Source organism: Vallitalea longa (genome assembly GCF_027923465.1).
Taxonomy (GTDB): Bacteria; Bacillota; Clostridia; order Lachnospirales; family Vallitaleaceae; genus Vallitalea; species Vallitalea longa.
The window spans coordinates 12,893-34,406 of record NZ_BRLB01000001.1 but is presented as its reverse complement, the minus strand read 5'-3'; the positions used below and the strand labels follow the sequence as shown (position 1 = coordinate 34,406).

Sequence of the window (21,514 nt, the reverse complement as noted above, 5' to 3'; positions counted from 1 at the left end):
AATTCTAGGAAGGATTTTAGAGGTGAATAAATATGATTAACAAATTCAAGAAAAATGCATGTAAGATAACAGCAGTATCACTATCAGCTACTTTATTATTTGGTGGATTGATTTTAAGCAATCATGTAAACGCGAAAACAAATGAGACACAGTTAGAATATGTCAATGACATGAATGAATCACAAGATGAAAATTATAAGTATTATATGTCACAGGTTGATAAACTTGCAAAAGATGTAGATTTCAAATTAATGTTACCTACATATTTACCAGAAGATTATAAATTGGAACTGTTTACTTATAACAAAGATAAGAGTTCAGTTAATTTATTGTATCCCAAACAGACCCTAATGTATATTTAGTTGACGAAAATTATAATACCAATCCATCAATTACAGAAAAGAAAAAACGAGTATCGCAAGTATTGATGGTCAAGAAATAACTGTTGATATAGACAAGAAAATTTTGTCTAAACATTTCGTATTTCAAAAAGATGATATGTATTATGATATAGATTATAAGAGTATGGATGCAGATGGTAATGTTACAGGTGAGTTAACTGAATCAGAACTCACTAAGATGATAGAATCACTAGATGATGTACAAAATATTAAAGCATCTTATGAAAAAACACTTAATAATGAGAATTAATTCTCTTTTTTTGATAAACAGTTGAAAACATTATAGATTCTAAGAGTTTTGATGAAATTATGAAATAGAATAAATAATAAAAGTCATAAAATATTGAAAAAATGGTAGTTATGATTAGGTTTATCTATTTTATAAAAAACTCTTGACATTATAGATCTACGAGTGTAAACTAGTAAATGGATTTACACGCGTAGATTTGAAACATTCATTACAAAACAAGTCATTGAAAGATTCATTATAAGAAGGTTATAGTAAGATTCAAGGGGATTCTAGATAAAAATAGCATAGTGGCAACTAATAAGGAGTAATATAAATGGATATTCTTAATAATGTTTTTGAGAATGTATTATTTACTACTTTTACATCAAGCATAATAACACTAATAATACTATTGATAAGATATTTACTAAAAGCAAAAATAAATATGAAACTCAATCAAGTTCTATTAACCATCATAATATTAAAATTCTGCATGGTCATAGTGCCTGAAAGTTCTATAAGCATATTTAATCTTTTGCCACAACTTAATACGAAAAATACTATATCAGAGAGTTTGTCAACTACACATGAAAGTATAGAATCACAACAAACCCCAAATTATAGTATAGAAAAAATCACACAAACTAATTATAACAAAAATTTGGACGAACGTCTATATGGAGCTAATGATAATGTTGATACAATACATATAAGTGTCAGTATGAAGGATATAATATCAATCATATGGTTATCAGGATTCTTGATAATCTTAATAGGAGCATTCACATTACAGGGGAGATTTAACAATAGATTAAGATTATGCAAGGAACTAGATGATACTTTTGTGTTGAACATAGTTGATAAGTGTAAAAGGACATTAGGGGTTAAAACTGATGTGAAGATATATATGGAAGACAGATTCAAAAGTCCATTCATAATAGGTTTCTTCGCACCAAGGATATATATACCAAAACAGCTCATCAAATTAGAAGCAGACGATCTGGAACACATAATAATGCATGAATTAGCTCATTATAAGAGAAAAGATTCAATATACAATATCTTAAGTGTTATTGCTATAGCTATCAATTGGTTTAATCCAATAACGTGGAAGATGAGCAGTATAATAAGATTAGATATTGAATTAGCTTGTGATTCTTACGTTCTAGATAAGTTAGGTGAAGACAAGGCAGTATCTTATGGTAGAAGTATGTTAGCGGTAGCACGTCTAATAATAAGGGGAAATAAACAGTTCGGATTAGCATGTTATTTTGGTAATTCCAAGAAACAGTTACAGAGGAGAATAAAAATGATTAGTAAATTCAAGAAAAATACATATAAATTCACAGCAGTATCCTTGTCAGCAGCTCTATTAGTTGGAGGATTGGTTTTTACCAACCCTGTCAAAGCAAAAACAGATGAAACACAGATAAAATATGTCAATGACATAAATGAAAAAGAGAGTATTGTAGAGAATTCTAATAGTGAATATTTCAATGTAGATAGGCTCGCAGAAAGTATAGACTTTAGATTAATGTTACCTAATGATCTACCAGATGATTATAAGTTAGGAATGCTTACTTATTGTAAAGCAGACGATGAAGTTGACCTATTTTTCACTAATACAAAAGGTGAGTGCATCTACTTTGATATTAATATATCTAAAACAGATCCTACAGATTCGTTAATTGACAAAAAAAGAAATACCAATCCATCAATAATAAAAAGGAAAGAAATGTCTATTGGAGGTATGAATGGACAAGAAATAATTATTGATATTGACTCAGTAATGTTAGGTAAGCATTTCATATTCCAAAAAGATGGTCTATATTATGATATAAGTTATTTATATACATCTTCAGACTATAGAGATATGGGTGATTTACCTGTGTCAGAAGTTGCTAGAATGATAGAATCACTTGATTATGTAGAGAATATTAATATAGAAGCTTATCAAGTTCCTTCTAATAAAACACATGTATATGATTTAAAAGATATGAAAGATGCTAGAAAAGAGTTTGGAACTGATTTTAGATTACCAATCAATAAACAATATAGTTCAATATCATATAATGAAAAATCCATTAATTTCTATAGTAGTAAATTTGATTTGTCAATAATAAAAGAAAAACCAGCTTTTCTATACACAGATACTGATACAAGTGGTAAAATTGGTACAGGAGAAAATGCGAGAGAATATACTAAAGAAAGAAACTTCCAATATATCAACAATACAAAGGTCCTTAAAGTAGTAAGAAAAGACAAAATAAAAGAGCAAAATACTAATATTAAAATTGCCAATAAGTATATATACTATACTTGGGAAGAAAATGATGTATACTATACTGTAACATTTGTTTCATTTCCATCAAAAGATATTAATGTAGATATGGAAGATGCAGAAATGGAAAAAATAGTTAAGAGCGTTATGGAATCCAAGAGTTTTGATGAAATAACAAAAAATTAATTGGTTAACGATTTTCAATAGTAATAATAAATGAATCTAGCGTGTAAATCTTAAACAAGGAGGAAATATAATGAAAAAGAATATTCCTAGTATATCAGATTCTGAATTGGAAGTAATGAAGTTAATATGGAAGAAAAACCCCATTACATCTGATGAAATAATTAATAGTTTGGCAGATAGAATGAAGTGGAGTCCACAGACTATTAAGACTTTCATAACCAGATTAGTCAAGAAAAAAGCTGTTTCCTATAACCGAGAAGGGCGTAATTACTTATATTATCCTATTACATCACAGAATGAATATGTAAAAGCTGAGAATAGAACTTTTCTACAGAAAATGTATGATGGAGCTGTGGGTAGATTAGTGTGCAATTTCATTGAAGAAGAAGATTTATCAGAAGAAGACATTGACAGGCTCCAAGAGATTTTGGACAATAAGAAAAAAGATAGCAAGAAATAATTATTGTCAAAGGAGTAATAGCTATGGATATTCTTAAAATGATAAATGAGTATGCTTATAGTTCCTGAAAGCCCTATAAGCATACTGAATTTATCAACACAATATAAAGTGGAGAATACCATAACAGAAAGATTACCAACTGTCCATTACATCCCAACTTTCTTAACGGATAAATACCGTCTTGTGTAAGAATTATATCCCATTAATGTTATATAGAATAAAGTTACAAAAAATAAAAAAAATCCTTGACATTTAATATCTACAAGTGTAAACTTATATTAGATTTACACGTGTAGATTGAAACTCAAGGAGGAATTTTTATGAAAAAGAATATTCCGAATATATCAAATGCAGAACTAGAAGTTATGAAAATCATATGGAATGAAAATCCCATCACTTCAGAGGAAATAATTTGTAGTTTGGCAAACAAAAAGAGGAATCCGCAGACTATAAAGACCTATATAACTAGGCTGGTTAATAAAAAGGCTGTATCATACAGCAGACTGGGACGCAATTATTTGTATTATCCAATTATCACTAAGAGTGAATATGTAAAATCGGCAAATAAAAGTTTCCTTAAGAATTTATATGATGGTGCAGTGGATAAATTAGTCTATAACTTTATAGATCAAGAAGATTTAGCAGTAGAAGATATTGATAGGCTTCAAAAGGTTTTAGAACAAAAGAAAAGAAATAGTGGTAAATAATATTAAAGGAGTAATAGTTTATGAGTATTATAAATAAGATTTTTGAAAATGTATTATTTACTTCTTTTACATCAACCTTAATAGCACTAATATTACTACTGATAAGATATTTCTTTAAATCAAAAATCAACATGAGACTTAATCAGGTTCTATTGAGCGTAATAATATTAAAATTCTGCTTGGTAATAGTTCCCGAGAGTTCCATAAGCATATTTAATCTTTTGCCACAATTTAATACTGAAAATACTATATCAGAGAGTTTGACAATAATTCCTGAAAGTATAGAATCACAACAAAATCCAAGATATAGTATAGAAAAACACACACATTCTGATTATAACAAAGAACTGGAAGAAAATACATATGATGCTAATGATAATGTAGGTACAAGAAATGTTGCCATTAGTATGAAAGATATACTATCAGTCATATGGTTATCAGGATTCTTGATAATTTTGATTGGTGCTTGTATATTACAATGGAGATTCAATAATAGATTAAAATTATGCATGGAAATAGATAATAATAATGTATTGAACATAGTTGATAAGTGTAAAACAACATTAGGGGTTAAGAGAGATGTAAAGTTATATATGGAAAACAGATTCAAAAGTCCATTCATAATAGGTTTCTTTACACCAAGAATATATATACCTGAACAGCTTATCAAAATAGAAACAGAAGATCTGGAACATATCATAATGCATGAAGTAGCTCATTATAAGAGAAAAGACTCAATATATAATATCTTAAGTATTATTGCTATATCTATTAACTGGTTTAATCCACTAATATGGAAAATGAGCAGTATAATAAGGTCAGACATTGAATTGGCTTGTGATTCTTACGTTCTTGATAAACTAGGTGAAGACAACGCAGTATCTTATGGTAAAAGTATGTTAGCGGTAGCACGAATAATAATAACAGGAAATAAACAGTTGGGATTAGCTTGTTATTTCAGCAATTCCAAGAAACAATTAGAGAGGAGAATTACGATGATTAGTAAATTCAAGGAAAATACATATAAATTCACAGCAGCAACCTTATCAGCAGCATTATTATTTGGGGGAGTGGTTTTTACTAACCCAGTAAAGGCTAAACAACAAGACCCACAATTAAAATATGTTAATGAAGATGGTAAGGATTTGATAGAAAATATTCTAAATACAACAGGTTATAAAACATATACTAGTTTAGATAGACTTCTAGAAGATGTTGATTTCAATATTATGATACCAGAATATATTCCTCAAGATGATTATAGATTATGTAGTTATGCTTTCATGCCACAAGAGAATAAAGTGAAATTACATTATAGTAATCGCAATAATGGTAAAGGATTCTGGTTCGTAGTTAACATTTCACCAACAGATCCTGAGGAATTTCTAGCTAAAAAAGATACAATAGTTGATAAACAATCTAAGATTATAGGTGGAATAAAAGGAGAAGTAATAACCACTTCTGGTCCTTATATATACAAAAATTTCGTTTTCAAAAAAGATGGTATTAACTATGTAATAGAGTATAAAAAAATATATAAAGACAGTAATGAAGTTCATGGTGAATTACCACTTTCAGAAGTTGAAAAAATGATTAAATCATTAAAAAGCCCAGAAGAAATTGAGACAGATAAATTTGTAGATTCAGATGCTGTAAAATATATATATAACTTAAAAGATATGAAAAAAGCTAGAGATATGATAGGATTCGATTTCAAATTACCTATGGATACTTACTTTGGTGACTATAGTAATATAACTTATGATGAAGATATGAAATATATATCATACAATTGTTCAGGTGACTTTAATATAGACCAAAGACCTGTAGCACCATATTATTATGATCAATTTGTTAAATATGGTAAATTTGAAATGGCTGATGCTGAAAAACCTTGGTTTGATAAGATGGAAGGAAAATGGGAAAATATAAACGGGCGAAAAGTCTTAAAAGAAATTGATTCATATGAGCTAGAAGAAGGACAGACAGAACCAGATAAGAACATTGATTATACTTGGTATGACAATGATATATACTATTCAATTGGCTATTATGTACCAGAAGGTAAAGAAGTCTCAATAGATATTGAGAATGTAATGAAGCATCTTATGGATTCCAAGAGTTTTGATGAGATTATTCAAGATGAAAAATAGATTCAATAAGTAATCATTAAGACTAATATGATTACTAGTTTATATTACTCAATAGGATTACATTTGTAGATAGTTTATCTATTATAGTGTAAGTAGTAATGATTGTGATAATATAGACAATATTGATGAGATAATCAGTCATATTATGGCTTCAAAGAGCTATGATGAAATAATGAAATAGATAATGTAAGATTTACTATGATGGACCAAAAAGGTGGGATTATTCAATCTCACCTTTTTTCTATTAAATTAGGTAATAGATTGCAATTAGTGTTATAATTATAGTTGTTATCAGAAGTCGTTTTCATTGGATTTAATAGACAGGAGTGGATGAAAAATGGACATAAGAATACTCAACTATATAGAAGGAGCTAAACAAGCAGAAGGGCTTACAGTAATTATTGATGTATTTAGGGCTTTCAGTGTAGAATGTTATCTATATGATAAAGGAGTAAATGATATATATGCTGTAGGAACTACCCAGAAAGCATTTATACTGAAAGAAGAAAATCCCGATTACATATTGGTAGGAGAAAGAAATGGATTGCTGCTTGATGGATTTGAATATGGTAATTCACCTTATTATATCAATCAAGGAGATAATCTAAGTGGTAGTACAGTAGTTCATACTACTAGTGCAGGTACAAAAGGTATTGTCAATGCGGTAGGTGCGTCAGAAATAATTACTGGAAGTTTTGTTAATGCCAAGGCAATAGCTGATTATATTTCAAGTAAGAAACCTAGTGTCGTATCACTTGTCGCTATGGGTAATAACGGAGTCTGTGAAGCAAGAGAAGATGTTCTCTGTGCAATGTATATAAAAAGCTTATTATTGAATGAAGAATTCGACCTAAGCACATTGAAAGCAAAACTTATCAATAATGGTGGAGAAAGATTTAACGACGACAATGCACAAGATAGCCAACCTAGACAAGATTTCCATTTTTGCCTTGATTGTAATAGATTCGATTTCATAATAAAAGCTGAGAAGATAGATAAAGATATGTTTCAAATGGTGAAAATAAAAAGAACGATAAGATAAAAATAAAATACCTATATTTATTCTATAAAGCTTATTTCTAATCTTATATTTACATAGAATATTGAAGTGTAAAAGTTAATAACCAATAAATCTGGATAGAAAAAAATAAAATAGTATAAACTAATAAAAAACATGTATTCGATAATTTGAATATGTGTTTTTTTGGGATAAACGACAATATGTTCTATATACAAAATGAACAAAAATGGACAAAACTATACATTTGTGCTTGAAAATGATTATCAATATGATATAATGTAATCATTAAACATTAGGAAGGTGATGCTAATGGAAGAAAAATATTATACTATAGATGAAGTTGCAATGAAACTTGAAGTTCATACCAAGACTATAAGAAGATATATATATAGTGGGAAAATACAGGCATTAAAGGTAGGAGGACAGTGGAGAATATATGAAAGTGCTCTTAATAAATACTATGAAGATTCAAAATGCCATTGTTCCTCTAATGTGAGTCAAGATGATTTTTGTGTTTTTATGGATGGACAAAATAGGACAACAGAAGACAAACTACAAGTGTGTAGCATAGTCGATTATTATGTGAATGAACAAGAAGAGGCCAAACCCATTGCTCATGAAATAACGGATGTAATCATGTCCATGGAAGGACAAGACCAATATAAATTCAATTATATTTATGATTCAACAGAAAAAAGAGCCAGATTTGTATTGTGGGGTAATGCCACTTTCTTGGAAGAGGTGGCAAAACGTCTCAAGAAATTTGAAAAATAATAATGATAGGAGGTAATATCAATGTTAGTAAAAACTACTTATAATATTGATGGTATGAATTGTGCAGCGTGTTCATCAACAGTAGAACGTGTAACTAGAAAATTAAAAGGAGTATCATCAGTAAGTGTTAACATCAACACCAAAAAAATGCTGATAGAATATGATAGTGATGTTGTGACAAAAGAAACTATATTCAATACTGTTAAAAAAGCAGGTTTTACTCCTTCAGATGATTATGAAGAAAAGAGTGTAACTATACCTATAGAAGGTATGCACTGTGCGGCTTGTGCATCAGCGATCGAAAAGGAAATAAATAAGTTAGAAGGTATATTGGAAATATCTATAAATGTTTTAACCAATAAAGCCTATGTAAGATATGATGTAAAAGAAGTCAGGTTATCAGAAATCAAAAAAGCTATTATAAAAGCAGGATTCACACCTCATGAAATAGAAAAAGGAAGCATTAATGAAGGTGATGATACTGAGGATAGAAAACAGAAGAAAATGTGGTTCAGATTAAAGATAGCTATAGGTTTTGTCATCCCACTACTATATATTTCAATGGGTCATATGATGGGTCTGCCTATACCTTCTTTTATCAACCCTGATGTAGAACCTCTTAATTTCGCTATAGCACAATTCGTTCTATTGACTCCTATCGTAATAGTTGGACGATATTTCTATACAAGAGGATTCAAATCTCTTTTTACCGGACATCCCAACATGGATTCTCTTATCGCAGTAGGTACTTCAGCTGCGATAATATATGGTATAGTAGCCACCTATCAGATAGGTAGAGGACAAGTACATTATGTTCATGATCTCTATATCGAATCAGCAGGAACCATTATAGCGTTGATCATGTTAGGGAAATCACTGGAACACCGTTCTAAGGGAAAAGCGTCACAAGCTATTAAGAAACTCATTGGACTCAGACCGAAAGAAGCAGTAGTACTTCATGGGGAAGAAGAAATAAAAATGCCTATTGATGAAGTAGAAATAGGAGATATAGTATTAGTGAAACCAGGAGAAAGTGTTCCTGTAGACGGTAAAGTTATAGAAGGAAAAAGTTCAGTAGACGAATCAATGATAAGTGGAGAGAGTATGCCTGTAGAAAAAACTGTAGGAACTAAGGTTGTCGGTGCAAGTATCAATAAAAATGGCTTGCTGAAAGTTAAGACAACAAAGGTAGGAGCTGAAACAGCCCTAGCCAAGATTATTAAATTGGTAGAACAAGCACAGAGTTCAAAAGCACCTATAGCCAAATTAGCGGACATCATTTCTGGATATTTCGTGCCTATTGTCATTATCATAGCTCTTGTATCAGCAGCAATATGGTATATATCATCTAGTAATCTAGAAGTTACTCTTAAGGTATTCATCTCTGTATTGGTCATTGCTTGTCCTTGTGCATTAGGACTTGCTACACCAACAGCTATCATGGTTGGAACAGGTAAAGGTGCGGATGAAGGTGTGCTCATAAAAAGTGGAGTGGCATTGGAAACAGCACATAAGATTGATACGATAGTCTTTGATAAAACAGGTACAATTACAGAAGGGAAACCAGAAGTTACTGACCTTGTGATAAATGAACATGATGAAAGAGAGATTCTGAAACTCATTGCATCTGCTGAAAAAGGTTCGGAGCATCCACTAGGAGAGGCAATAGTCAATAAAGCAACGGAAGATGGAATTGATCTTAATAGTAGCATTTCAGACTTCGCATCAATCTCTGGACAAGGTATAAAGGCTAATATAGAAGGTAAAGAGTTACTTCTGGGCAATGAAAAAATGATGAATCAGTTTAATATAGAAAATTATGATATCGAGAAAAGTCAAGAATTGGCTTCACAGGGTAAGACACCTATGTTTATCGCAATTGATGGTAATTACACAGGTATAGTTGCAGTAGCAGATACAGTAAAAAAAGATAGTAAGAAAGCCATAAAACATCTTAGGGATATGGGTATAAAAGTTGCCATGATAACTGGTGATCATCAAAAAACCGCAGAAGCCATTGCAGAACAAGTAGGTATTGATATGGTTATTGCAGAAGTTTTGCCAGAAGATAAGTCGAGAGAAGTAAAAACTCTTCAAGATAAAGGTTATAGAGTGGCCATGGTTGGAGATGGAATCAATGATGCCCCTGCATTGGCACAGGCAGATATTGGATTAGCCATTGGTTCTGGTACAGATGTTGCCATGGAATCTGCAGATATTGTATTGATGAAAGATAGTATAGTTGATGTAATTAAGGCTATAGAACTTAGTAAAAAGACTATTAGGAACATCAAAGAGAATTTATTCTGGGCGTTCGGATATAATACACTTGGAATCCCTGTAGCGGCTGGTATTCTTACTTTATTTGATGGTCCGTTGCTAAATCCTATGATTGCTGCAGCAGCAATGTCTCTAAGTTCCGTTTCAGTAGTTACTAATGCTCTTAGACTCAGAAATGTAAAATTATATGATATATAATTCACCCAACTTTCAACCTTTAATTTATGCAGATAGTTAAGTGGCGTAGGTTATATTATCATTCTGCATAGTATTTTAATTATTGTAAATGCATAGAATGTTGAAGTGGAGAAGAGTAAAAATGGTTCATGTCTAGTAGCATAAAAAAGAAGTACCTAATTATATTTCATGGGGTACTTCTTTTTTATGCTAAGCTATCATATTATTTATCAGGTTGTATGTTTCAGAAGCTTTTTATGAGTGAAATCAATACCCATTGCTCCTATAGGAGCAGTTATCATTATGGCTAGAACTGCAACTGTAAGAATTGTATTTCCAGATTCTACACCAGCAGATAAAGGTATTGCACCAATTGCAGCTTGTACAGTAGCTTTTGGTAGATATGCTATGGAACAGAACAGCCTTTCTTTATTATTCAACTTAGATTTCAATAGACATATATTGACACCTAATATCCTAAATACCAATGCACATAAAACCAATAGGATAGATATCAAACCAGCTCCTGCCAGATATCTGATATCTACAGCGGCACCAACCAATACAAACAGCATTATTTCTGCTCCTACCCATATTTTAGAAAATTTAGTCATCAATCTTCTTGAAAGAACATTATATGATTCGGATAAAGTTCCACCAAGAGCCATAACAGCCAATAGACCAGAAATAGGAATACCATATGGTTTCACAAAGTTTTCTAGGGTTATAAATAAAAATGAAATACTGAGTATTATCAATACTTTTATCGTATCTCTCATATGGATTTTCTTAACTACCCAAATAAGGATAATACCTGTAATGATACCAAGAAGCAATCCGAATATTATTGATAACGGTACAGAAATCAAGCTGGTTGTATTGAAGCCTTCTCCCTGATACATACCTAGGAAAGCTGTAAACAATATTATTACGTAGATGTCATCAACAGATGACGCTGCCATTATTAATTGTGGTATACTCTTGTTGTTACCATATCCTCGTTCCATAAGATTAATCATTCGTGGAACTACTACAGCAGGTGATACAGCCGCTAGAACAGTACCCATTATAGCTGCTTCCACATAACTGATGTTAAAGAATATCGGTGCAAGTATTACCACGGCTGTGAGTTCAAAAGTTGCAGGGATAAAACACATAAGTATGGCTTGTCTTCCAACTTTTTTCAGATCTCTTATATTAAGAGATAATCCAGCTCTAATCAATATAACTATTAATGCGATTTCTCTAAGGTCTGAAGATATATTAAGTATGTCTGGTGATATAAGGTTAAGTACAAAAGGGCCTAGTATGATACCAGTTAATATCATACCCAATAGACCGGGAATATTGAGTTTGTTAAGAATTCCACTCAATATGAATCCTAAGATCAAAATTAAAGCTAAACTAAATAACATTCTTTATCCTCCTTTGGCAGAACACAACAAAAGTCTGCTGTCAGCAAACTTATATAATAATAGAATAACTCTGTGATAATAGACAGAATTCCCCTATTTATTAAAAAAAGCTGATGGTTCTGCGATATAATCACAGAAGTCATCAGCTTAATAAGCGGTTTTAGCTATTGCTAAGGGAGAACTTCATTCCCTGCAAAAGATATATTATCATATTATTTTAATATAAGCAATAACTAATTTATATTCTTTTATATTTAATATAAGAATTGAAATTCAAATGATTAAATTGAGCCAAGAGTAATTTTATAAGGAGTAGGTTCTTTCAATCAAAACCACTATTTATAATAGAGGTTTTGATTGAAAGAACAGCATATTTACATGAGTTTCTATTTGATGAAGATGAATATTTCGAAATTCTGATAATAATTGAAGTGAAACAAAAAAGTATTAGTATAATTTGACATAAAGTATTATATGAAGTATAATGTAAGCAGTTACATAATCCCTATTAGATCAATAGGGGTTAATTATTAAGAAAAAATGTAAGCAGTTACATTACTGGTTTTCAAGTAATTACACACGTTTTGGTTTGCTAGGGAAGTAACTGTATACAAAAGGAGGTTCATTATGAAAGCAATAATGGTTATGTTTGATTCTCTAAATAGACATATGCTACCTAATTATGGTTGTGAATGGATTAAGGCTCCTAATTTTCAGAGATTAGGAGAGAAGACAGTGACATTCGACAATAATTATGCTGGAAGTTTACCATGTATACCAGCAAGAAGGGAACTTCATACAGGTAGATATAATTTCCTTCATAGAAGCTGGGGACCAATGGAACCTTTTGATGATTCTATGCCAGAGATTCTTAAGAAAAATGGGATATACACACATTTAGTTTCTGACCATCAACATTATTGGGAAGATGGAGGATGTACATATCATACGAGATACAATTCATGGGAAATAAGTAGAGGTCAGGAAGGTGATGCTTGGAAAGGTCAGGTAAAAGATCCTGTTATTCTTAAGACTCCATTTAAGATGTCAGAGACAATGACACAAATGATGGTTAAAAAAACGGGTATGAATATGTTTAGACAAGATGTTATCAATCGACAGTATATGGATACAGAAGATAAGATGCCACAAGCTGTTACCTTTGAAAAAGGAATAGATTTCATAAATAATAATTTTGAGGAAGATAACTGGTTTTTACAGATAGAGACATTTGATCCACATGAACCTTTTTTTGCATCCCAAAGGTTTCGAGATATGTATAAAGATGATGATTATGAAGAAGAAGAATTCGATTGGCCTCCTTATTCTCATGTTAATGAAAGTGATGGAGTAGTTTTGCATGGTAAAAAGAGGTATGCTGCATTACTTAGCATGTGTGATTTTTATCTAGGTAAGGTTATTGATATAATGGATAGACATAATATGTGGGAAGATACTATGCTTATTGTAAATACAGACCATGGATATTTATTGGGAGAACATGGTTGGTGGGCGAAATCCATAATGCCTACATATAACGAAATAGCACATACTCCTTTTTTCGTGTGGGATCCTAGATTAGGAATTAAGAACGCAAGGAGGAAATCTTTAGTTCAGACAATAGATATAGCACCAACATTGTTGGAATTCTTTAATATGGAAATCCCAAGGACAATGGAAGGTAAACCAGTTAAGGATGTCATATTGTCAGATGAACCTATAAGAGAGACAGCGATGTTCGGTTATCATGGAGGACATATCAATATTACTGATGGGAAATACATTTATATGAGGGGACCTGTTGATAGAACTAATAAACCTCTATATGAATACACTCTAATGCCTACTCACATGAGATGTATGTTTGATCCTTCCGAACTTCAGGATATTAATTTATCTAATTCTTTTGATTTCTCAAAAGGATGCAAAACAATGAAAATTGAAGCAGGACAAGGATTTATTAATCCGGCACAATATGGGTCTAAATTATTTGATTTAGAAAATGATCCTTTACAGAAAAATGAAATTGAAGATTTCGACGTGGAAGTAAGGTTGACTAATGAAATAGCAAAAAAAATGCATCTTAACGATTCACCATCTGAACAATATGTGCGTATGGGTATACCTGAAAATGAAGAATACACTAAGAAAATGTTAATTCAACAAAAGAAAACTATTAAGGAGTCTGAGATTATTCAAGGATTAGAAGGGTTAACTTATGAAGATGGGGTTTATAATCAAGTTATGGCTTTCCTTAATACTACACCGGAAAATATGAGAAATTCCGTTGTTATGGGATTAAAGAGTACTGTAGAAGCAATGGATAAAGATGTTATAACAAAAGATTTAGTTAAAAACTTTGTTTCAGACCTACCAATTGATCAGGAGCAAAAAGATATGGCATTATATTTTATGGATTTATCAGGAAGAACTTCATAATTAGTTAAATGGAATAGTTACCGCTAGATGAATTAATCACAAAATTTAAGGAGGAAGTTGTTATGGATAAAATTTATAAAAGAGCAAGAGTTAATGAGGTGCTAAAATATGGTGTTGGGGGTATAGGTTCTAATGTTGCATTTATGTTAGTTATGATGTATCTTATGTTTTTTTATACTGATGTTCTAGGTATCAATGCAGCAGCTGTTGGAGGGTTATTTCTAGTAGCTAGAATTATAGATGCTGTTACAGATCCATTGATGGGAATGATTGCGGATAGGACTAAATCCAGATGGGGAAAATTTCGACCTTGGATTATCTTCGGGGCACCAGTACTAGGAATTTTAGTTATCATGATGTTTACAGCACCTAATTTAAGTTCAACAGGCAAGCTTATTTATATATATATCACTTATATACTTTATTCAATAGTTTCTACAGTGGTTAACATACCATATCATTCATTAACACCGGTTTTATCCGAAGATCCTGACCAAAGGACTGTCATAGCAACTACAAAACAAATATTTGGTAATGTAGGAAGTGCATTTATTACTATTGGGGCTGTTCCGATTACTAATGCTCTTGGAGGAGATGCAAGAGCTTGGAAAATATATGGAATCATATGTGCTATAATAATTGTTATTTCATTTTTCGTATGTGCTTCAGGTGCAAAAGAATATGATAATCATGAAACAATAACTAATAGAAAAAATCAAAATATCAAATTTATAGAACAACTAAGACTGATTGTCAATAATAAAGCGTTGTTGATGCTTATGATAGCTTTCGGTACTGATATGATAGCATATGCTGGAGCAAGCGCTGTTAATATATATTATTTTACATATGCAGTTAATAGACCTGATCTTATTGCTGTTGTTGGTGCTTTTGCTCTAGTTATCGGATTACCTATAACATTTTTCGTTCCTTTTTTGTCAAAGAAATTCGGCAAGAAAAAAATATATATGTTTAGTAGTACAGTTTTATTATTTATAAGTGCATCATTGTTCTTCATACCTTTCACATCAATAAAATTGATATTACTTCAAGCTGTATTAGCAGCGGCATTCGCACCTTTTACTGGTGTAGTAGGTTGGGCTATTCTAGCTGACTGTGTAGAGTATGGTGAATGGGTTACAGGAAAACGTGGTGAAGGTACTGTATCATCACAATTGACATTCATAAATAAAGTTGGAATGGCACTAGGAGGATTTATAGTAGGTATTTTACTTGCTGCTGTAGGTTATGAAGAAGGAGTAGCTCAAACAGAACAGACACTGAAGGCGATAGTCGGTATAAAAGCTCTATTACCTGCTGCTGGTTATTTATGTTCTATCATATCAATGTCATTTTATCCTATAACAAAAGAATTTTATCATAAGATGATAACTGATAATGAAAAAAGAAGGAATAGTATTAATGAATCTGCTAAAGAATTAGCATAATAAATATCAATTTACTAGTAAAATAGAGGTTACTATAATTGTAGTAGCCTCTTGTTATATTATGAGTTTTGAGTTAATCAAATATATAAAAAAAGATATGATATTAATGATAATTAATAGTTGACAAAAACGTATAGTTGGTATACGATAAAAGTATGAATGATAATATAAATATAGCGATTGAAAAATTTATGACATTAACAGAAAAAATATCTAATTCAGGTAAAAATCCTGATAAGTATGGAACGGATGTAGACATCTATAAAAGTGAAATACACATAATTAAATTGATAGGTGATTATGCTAACTTACATGTGTCAGAAATAGCACGGAAATTTGGAGTGACCAAAGGTGCAATTTCACAAACTTTAAAAAAATTAGAAAGAAAGGGTTTAGTTAGAAAATACGTTGATGAATCAAATAATACAAGGTTATTAGTGACATTAACTGATAAAGGCAACAAAGCATATCTATGCCATGAAACATATCATAAGGTATCTGATAAAGGTATTTATACATACCTTGAAGGACTTAATGAACATGAATTAGATACAATAATAACTTTCATTGAAAAAGTTAGTAAGATGGCAGAAAGACATATATAAATTTTTTTTACATTTAACGTATACCTACTATACGTGTATGCGATAATAAAGATATTAATTGTTTTTACATATTAATTCCACAAAAATATAGGATGGAGGGGTTGTATTGAAATTAGAAGTTGAAAGTATTATGGAAAATATAATGAAAAAATTAAACATAAGATTGACTTCCCAAAGAAAAATCATATTAAGTACATTTATTGAAAACATGGATAAACATCTTACTGTAAATGAATTGTATGAAATGATAAAAGACAAGAATAAACTCATCGGGATGGCTACAATTTATAGAACCATTGAAATATTATTAAAGAATGACATAATAGTTAAACATGATTTCGGAGATAGTGTTCCCAAATATGAACTAGGAATTGAAAGAAAAAAGAATCATCATCATTTGATTTGTAAAAGGTGTGGAAAGGTTATAGAAGTTTCAGAATTACTGAAAGATGATTTTCAAAAGAAAATATTAGCAACTGAAGGGTTTCAATGTACAGGGTATACACTAAAGATATTTGGTTATTGTGATAGATGTAGAATAGCATTATTAAGTGAAAAAAATTATATACAAGATATAATTAACAAAATAATATAATTAACTTAGCTTATTCATCATTAATTTAATATAAGTAGATAAATTTCTAAATTAAATATTAAGATTGGAACACATAATATTATATGTTAAAATAAATGCAAGGAATTCTTATAGGAGGTAAGATCATGTATTTATGCACATATGAATATAGAGGCAAAGGAACAATCGGTATTCTTAATAATGATAAACTATCAATTATTCCATTGGAAAATTTAATTAACGAATCAATTAACGATATGAATGATTTTATATCAAGATATGATGATAAAATAGTTTTGATAAATAACAGAATCAAGAAATATAATGGTGAGACAATATTATTGAAGGATGTCAAGATTTGTTCCCCGATTAAACATCCTAAGAAAGATATTATATGCTTAGGTAAAAATTATGAAGAACACGCATTAGAAATAAAGGATTATGTTAAGAACAAAGAAGAGTTAATACCGAAATATCCAATTTATTTCACTAAAAGAGCAGACGAAACGATAGGTCCAGAAGACAAGATATTAAGACATGAGAAGGTAACTGATGGAATAGATTATGAAGTTGAATTAGCAGTGATTATTGGTAAAGATGGAATTAATATTGATGCAGAAAACGTAGAAGAATACATATTCGGTTATACAATTGTCAATGATATATCTGCTAGAGATATACAAAAAAAGCATGAGCAATGGTTTAGAGGAAAGAGTCTTCAAACATTCTGTCCTATGGGGCCGTATATAGTTACTAAAGATGAGATTCCTTATCCAGTAGCGTTGAATATCAGTAGTAAAGTCAATGATGAAATACGTCAATCGTCCAATACTAAAAATATGATTTTTGATATATCTCATATTATTTCAGAGCTATCACAAGGTATTAAACTAGAAGCAGGAGATATCATAATAACAGGAACTCCTTCAGGTGTAGGTATAGGATTCAATCCACCCAAATATTTGAAATCAGGGGATAAGATTGATTGTACTATTGAGAAAATAGGTACTTTGACAAATTATATCCAGTAACAGCTATGTAGAATATAGTTAAATATATCATGGTCGAATTAAAAAGACTCTTTTATTGTTTGCTCAACTTTTCCACCTTTAATTTAATGCAAATAGAGGATAAGTTAGGTTTGAGTTATTTACTTAATAGAAGAGCCTTTTTGTTATAATGAATAAGTATAATTTTTATAGTATTCGGTTGGAGTCATATTCAAATATTTCTTGAATACTGTTGAAAAATAATTAGTTGATTCAAATCCAACTTTCAATGCAATATCTGTCAAGTTCATATCTGAATTCTTAATTAAAATGGTAGCTTGATTAATACGGTATTGATTCAAGTATTGTTTCAGAGATATATGGTATTCCTGCTTGAATTGAGCTGATAAATAGCTTTCGTTTATGGGAATACTACTCGCTATATCGGACAATTTTATATTATGCATATAATTATTATTAATATACTTAAGAGCTTGGAGAATATTAGGAGATAGCTGTATTAATGTATGGTTCTTAATGATGCCAAAAAATTCTTTTATTATCATTTCTCCTATCTGATATAGTAAACTATAATCATAATATTGATCAATATGTAAAATGCATTTATTAGAAATTTTATGCAACTGTGTGTTTATATCTTTAAAATGATTTGATAAATGATATTGAATGACAGTTGTAAAAGCTACCAACTGATACTTTAACATTTTTATATTGCATTTGCTTTGATTAGGTAATTGTAGAAAGATTTGTAAAGTATCATATGTTTTTAATGCTTTTTCTATATCTTTTATGACTAAGTAGTCACATATCTGTTTTACTGCTGGAAAATTAATAAAACCATCAGTATAATCATAACAATCAAGGGGTAATGCTTTTCCCCATATTGTATTATTCATTGATTCCTTGGGTTGAAAATGCTGATTTCCAATATATATGCTTTTAGTCATCAAATGGTGAAATAATTGACCTAGGTAATTGACTCTATTATTGTGGATGTATTCGAATTTCTTAAATATAGGGTAGGTTATAGGTGTTTTCATAGATGTACAGAATTTTTCAAAATAGCATTTCTTATCCATGGTAGATAAATTTATGATAGTAAAAGGTTCCATGATTAAAAAACACATAAGAGTATTATCTTTTAATACCGGTGCTATTATGGTATATATGTTTTTATGTAATTCATAAATAAGTGAATCACGAGGGGATAGGATAACTGTATGTAAATAACGTATAATGATATTTTTTACTATATCATCCATATATTCATTGACGTCAGTATAATCATCCTTGGTTACTTTATCTATTAAAATACCATGGCCATCATAAGCATAAACACTACGGTTAGTAGTATAATAATAACTCTTTAAAACATGATTCAAATGAGGATAGATAATTTTATTATCCTTTGATAAAAATATATTCATAACTTCCTCCTATTAATGATAATGATTATTAGTATCATAACATAATTTTATAATAATAACAAATTTTTTAGAGAAAATCTAAAAATATTAAATGTAAATGAAAATGATAATTGATATCATTAACCAGAAAGTGATGGTGAGTTTATGAAAAAGATAGCTATTTATGGAAAAGGTGGTATAGGTAAATCGACAACAGTTTCGAATTTATCAAGGGCATTATCAGCCAAAGGTAAAACAGTGATGCAGATTGGTTGTGATCCAAAAGCCGATTCTACTAAGAGTCTTGTAGGAGGAAAGAGAATTCCAACTATTTTAGATACATTAAAAGAAAAGAAAAAAGATACAAAGTTGAATGATCTTATTGTTGTTGGTGATGGAGGAGTATTATGTTTAGAGGCAGGAGGTCCTACACCAGGAATAGGTTGTGCAGGTAGAGGTATAATATCAGCATTTGAAAAACTTGAAGAGCTTAATGCTTATGATATATATAAACCAGATGTGGTAATTTATGATGTATTAGGTGATGTGGTTTGTGGTGGATTCGCTATGCCTCTTAGAAAAGGTTATTCAGATGAAGTATTCATCGTTACTAGTGGCGAGATGATGAGTATGTATGCAGCCAATAACATTGCAACAGCAGTTAAGCAGTTTTCTAACAGAGAATATGCATCTTTAGGTGGATTGATACTTAATGCCAAAAATATTGAAAATGAAACAAAGCTAGTAGAAAATCTCAGTAAAGAACTAAAAACAACTATTATACAGCGAATTCCAAGAAATCCAATAGTCCAAAAGGCAGAAAATCTAGGGAAAACTGTTGTAGAAGCTTTTCCTGAGGATGATATGTCTTCTGTCTATATGGAATTAGCTGAAAAAATTATTTAGGAGGAAAACAATTAATGAAAAATATAGGGATAGTTGGTTTATTAGTGTTGGTGTTGATACTAGGTGTAGGTTGCAGTTCCAACAAGAAAGCTGTAACTGAAAAAGATGTGTCTACAAATACTAATGTGAAGGAAGATATTGACAATAACCAAAAAGAAGATAATAAAAATATTGAGCAACATGGTGATGAAAAAATCGATGATATGACAAGTGCATCCAAAACGGAAGAGAAAAATAGTGTTTTAGAATTTGACGAGATACCTAATAAAGTTGCTGTAGGAACAATAGGATTAGTTGAAGTTTTTGATGTTCTAGGGATAGATCTAGTTGGTGTTCCTTCTTCTGATTCTAATATACCAGAACGATATAAGGATCTTCCATCTATAGGAATGAGTATGCAACCAGATATGGAAAAACTAAAAAGCCTTGAATTGGATGTGTTCATTACTGATAGTGCTTTAAAAAATAGTCTACAAGAAAGTTTAGAGAATAAAAAGATAAGAACGGAATTTATACAAACCAGTGGATACAATGACATTATAAACTCTATAGAAACAATCGGTAAAGCTTTTGATAAAGAAGATGAAGCTAAAGGAATCGTAGATAAAATGAATAATACCGAAAAAGAGGTTATGGATAAAATAGAAGGAAAAGAAGTAAAAAAGGTTATGATAATATTTGGTACACCGGAAAGTTTTATGTTGGCAACAGATATGTCTTACATAGGAGATTTGGCTAATCGCTTGAATCTTGAAAATATAACTGATGATATGGAAATAAAAAGTCCTTACGTACCATTTAGCATAGAGTCCGTTGTATCAATGAATCCAGATGTTATCCTTAGATTCACTCATGCAGATCCAGAAGTAAGCAGACAGATGTTTGAAAAAGAATTCTCAGAAAATCCTGTATGGAATGCACTGGATGCAGTTAAAAACGAACAAGTATTCGATCTTGATCCTGAATATTTTGGGGTTGTTGCTAATATCAGATGTTCTGAAGCTTTAGAATCATTATACGACATAATTTATGGTGAGTAACA

At 30.5% G+C, this 21,514-nt stretch carries 18 protein-coding genes and 1 riboswitch; of the genes, 16 read left to right on the top strand and 2 right to left on the bottom strand.

Translation table 11 applies throughout. The annotated features are described in order from the left end of the window. Positions 1-32 precede the first annotated feature (32 nt). The 9 genes from QMG30_RS00160 to QMG30_RS00120 all read left to right on the top strand — a co-directional run bounded on the left by QMG30_RS00160 (position 33) and on the right by QMG30_RS00120 (position 10,690). Positions 33-362: a hypothetical protein gene (locus QMG30_RS00160; protein ID WP_281810957.1), complete on the top strand. Its 330-nt coding sequence runs from the start codon at positions 33-35 to the stop codon at positions 360-362. A 103-nt stretch (positions 363-465) separates the two neighbouring features. Continuing rightward, positions 466-651 carry a hypothetical protein gene (locus QMG30_RS00155; protein WP_281810955.1) on the top strand — a complete coding sequence of 62 codons (186 nt, stop codon included), beginning with the start codon at positions 466-468 and terminating at the stop codon, positions 649-651. Positions 652-964: 313 nt separating this feature from the next. Next, positions 965-3,097: a M56 family metallopeptidase gene (locus tag QMG30_RS00150; RefSeq protein WP_281810953.1), complete on the top strand. Its 2,133-nt coding sequence runs from the start codon at positions 965-967 to the stop codon at positions 3,095-3,097. 70 nt (positions 3,098-3,167) lie between these two features. After that, entirely contained in the window at positions 3,168-3,557 is a 390-nt protein-coding gene (locus QMG30_RS00145; protein ID WP_281810951.1) for a BlaI/MecI/CopY family transcriptional regulator, read from the top strand. 320 nt (positions 3,558-3,877) lie between these two features. Then, positions 3,878-4,264: a BlaI/MecI/CopY family transcriptional regulator gene (locus QMG30_RS00140; protein WP_281810949.1), complete on the top strand. Its 387-nt coding sequence runs from the start codon at positions 3,878-3,880 to the stop codon at positions 4,262-4,264. 20 nt (positions 4,265-4,284) lie between these two features. Continuing rightward, on the top strand, positions 4,285-6,417 hold the full coding sequence (locus tag QMG30_RS00135; protein WP_281810947.1) for a M56 family metallopeptidase: 2,133 nt from the start codon (positions 4,285-4,287) through the stop codon (positions 6,415-6,417). Between the two features lie 337 nt (positions 6,418-6,754). Next, on the top strand, positions 6,755-7,459 hold the full coding sequence (locus tag QMG30_RS00130) for a 2-phosphosulfolactate phosphatase (protein ID WP_281810945.1): 705 nt from the start codon (positions 6,755-6,757) through the stop codon (positions 7,457-7,459). A gap of 288 nt (positions 7,460-7,747) precedes the next feature. After that, on the top strand, positions 7,748-8,212 hold the full coding sequence (locus QMG30_RS00125; protein WP_281810943.1) for a helix-turn-helix domain-containing protein: 465 nt from the start codon (positions 7,748-7,750) through the stop codon (positions 8,210-8,212). Positions 8,213-8,233: 21 nt separating this feature from the next. After that, positions 8,234-10,690: a heavy metal translocating P-type ATPase gene (locus QMG30_RS00120; RefSeq protein WP_281810941.1), complete on the top strand. Its 2,457-nt coding sequence runs from the start codon at positions 8,234-8,236 to the stop codon at positions 10,688-10,690. Between the two features lie 209 nt (positions 10,691-10,899). Here the strand turns inward: QMG30_RS00120 and QMG30_RS00115 are convergent, their stop codons facing one another. Next, positions 10,900-12,084 (bottom strand): cation:proton antiporter, encoded by a 1,185-nt coding sequence (locus tag QMG30_RS00115; protein ID WP_281810939.1) that lies wholly within the window; start codon positions 12,082-12,084, stop codon positions 10,900-10,902. 126 nt (positions 12,085-12,210) lie between these two features. Continuing rightward, positions 12,211-12,284: riboswitch (Fluoride riboswitch) on the bottom strand. Positions 12,285-12,711: 427 nt separating this feature from the next. On the opposite strand from QMG30_RS00115, the gene QMG30_RS00110 reads away from it, so the two are divergent. The 5 genes from QMG30_RS00110 to QMG30_RS00090 all read left to right on the top strand — a co-directional run bounded on the left by QMG30_RS00110 (position 12,712) and on the right by QMG30_RS00090 (position 18,181). Beyond that, positions 12,712-14,523 (top strand): sulfatase, encoded by a 1,812-nt coding sequence (locus QMG30_RS00110; protein ID WP_281810937.1) that lies wholly within the window; start codon positions 12,712-12,714, stop codon positions 14,521-14,523. Between the two features lie 62 nt (positions 14,524-14,585). Further along, the gene (locus tag QMG30_RS00105; protein WP_281810935.1) at positions 14,586-15,971 is read left to right on the top strand and encodes an MFS transporter; all 1,386 of its coding nucleotides are present in this window, start codon (positions 14,586-14,588) and stop codon (positions 15,969-15,971) included. Positions 15,972-16,126: 155 nt separating this feature from the next. After that, positions 16,127-16,576, top strand: a complete 450-nt coding sequence (locus QMG30_RS00100; RefSeq protein WP_281810933.1) for a MarR family winged helix-turn-helix transcriptional regulator — start codon at positions 16,127-16,129, stop codon at positions 16,574-16,576. A 106-nt stretch (positions 16,577-16,682) separates the two neighbouring features. Beyond that, on the top strand, positions 16,683-17,171 hold the full coding sequence (locus QMG30_RS00095; RefSeq protein WP_281810931.1) for a Fur family transcriptional regulator: 489 nt from the start codon (positions 16,683-16,685) through the stop codon (positions 17,169-17,171). Positions 17,172-17,296: 125 nt separating this feature from the next. After that, positions 17,297-18,181, top strand: a complete 885-nt coding sequence (locus QMG30_RS00090) for a fumarylacetoacetate hydrolase family protein (protein WP_281810929.1) — start codon at positions 17,297-17,299, stop codon at positions 18,179-18,181. A gap of 143 nt (positions 18,182-18,324) precedes the next feature. Here the strand turns inward: QMG30_RS00090 and QMG30_RS00085 are convergent, their stop codons facing one another. Further along, positions 18,325-19,587 carry a helix-turn-helix transcriptional regulator gene (locus tag QMG30_RS00085; protein WP_281810927.1) on the bottom strand — a complete coding sequence of 421 codons (1,263 nt, stop codon included), beginning with the start codon at positions 19,585-19,587 and terminating at the stop codon, positions 18,325-18,327. Positions 19,588-19,731: 144 nt separating this feature from the next. Here QMG30_RS00085 and QMG30_RS00080 point away from each other — a divergent pair, with 144 nt between their 5' ends. Together QMG30_RS00080 and QMG30_RS00075 are read left to right on the top strand one after the other, a co-directional pair. Continuing rightward, entirely contained in the window at positions 19,732-20,472 is a 741-nt protein-coding gene (locus QMG30_RS00080) for a nucleotide-binding protein (protein ID WP_281810925.1), read from the top strand. A gap of 14 nt (positions 20,473-20,486) precedes the next feature. Beyond that, a complete protein-coding gene (locus tag QMG30_RS00075; RefSeq protein WP_281810923.1) occupies positions 20,487-21,512 on the top strand; it encodes an ABC transporter substrate-binding protein in 1,026 nt (341 codons plus the stop codon). The last annotated feature ends 2 nt before the right edge of the window (positions 21,513-21,514 follow it).

Coding starts and splice junctions, on each gene's coding strand:
- QMG30_RS00160 (WP_281810957.1), top strand. CDS start 33: ATGATTAACAAATTCAAGAAAAATGCATGTAAGATAACAGCAGTATCA.
- QMG30_RS00150 (WP_281810953.1), top strand. CDS start 965: ATGGATATTCTTAATAATGTTTTTGAGAATGTATTATTTACTACTTTT.
- QMG30_RS00145 (WP_281810951.1), top strand. CDS start 3,168: ATGAAAAAGAATATTCCTAGTATATCAGATTCTGAATTGGAAGTAATG.
- QMG30_RS00140 (WP_281810949.1), top strand. CDS start 3,878: ATGAAAAAGAATATTCCGAATATATCAAATGCAGAACTAGAAGTTATG.
- QMG30_RS00135 (WP_281810947.1), top strand. CDS start 4,285: ATGAGTATTATAAATAAGATTTTTGAAAATGTATTATTTACTTCTTTT.
- QMG30_RS00130 (WP_281810945.1), top strand. CDS start 6,755: ATGGACATAAGAATACTCAACTATATAGAAGGAGCTAAACAAGCAGAA.
- QMG30_RS00125 (WP_281810943.1), top strand. CDS start 7,748: ATGGAAGAAAAATATTATACTATAGATGAAGTTGCAATGAAACTTGAA.
- QMG30_RS00120 (WP_281810941.1), top strand. CDS start 8,234: ATGTTAGTAAAAACTACTTATAATATTGATGGTATGAATTGTGCAGCG.
- QMG30_RS00115 (WP_281810939.1), bottom strand. CDS start 12,084: ATGTTATTTAGTTTAGCTTTAATTTTGATCTTAGGATTCATATTGAGT.
- QMG30_RS00110 (WP_281810937.1), top strand. CDS start 12,712: ATGAAAGCAATAATGGTTATGTTTGATTCTCTAAATAGACATATGCTA.
- QMG30_RS00105 (WP_281810935.1), top strand. CDS start 14,586: ATGGATAAAATTTATAAAAGAGCAAGAGTTAATGAGGTGCTAAAATAT.
- QMG30_RS00100 (WP_281810933.1), top strand. CDS start 16,127: ATGAATGATAATATAAATATAGCGATTGAAAAATTTATGACATTAACA.
- QMG30_RS00090 (WP_281810929.1), top strand. CDS start 17,297: ATGTATTTATGCACATATGAATATAGAGGCAAAGGAACAATCGGTATT.
- QMG30_RS00085 (WP_281810927.1), bottom strand. CDS start 19,587: ATGAATATATTTTTATCAAAGGATAATAAAATTATCTATCCTCATTTG.
- QMG30_RS00080 (WP_281810925.1), top strand. CDS start 19,732: ATGAAAAAGATAGCTATTTATGGAAAAGGTGGTATAGGTAAATCGACA.
- QMG30_RS00075 (WP_281810923.1), top strand. CDS start 20,487: ATGAAAAATATAGGGATAGTTGGTTTATTAGTGTTGGTGTTGATACTA.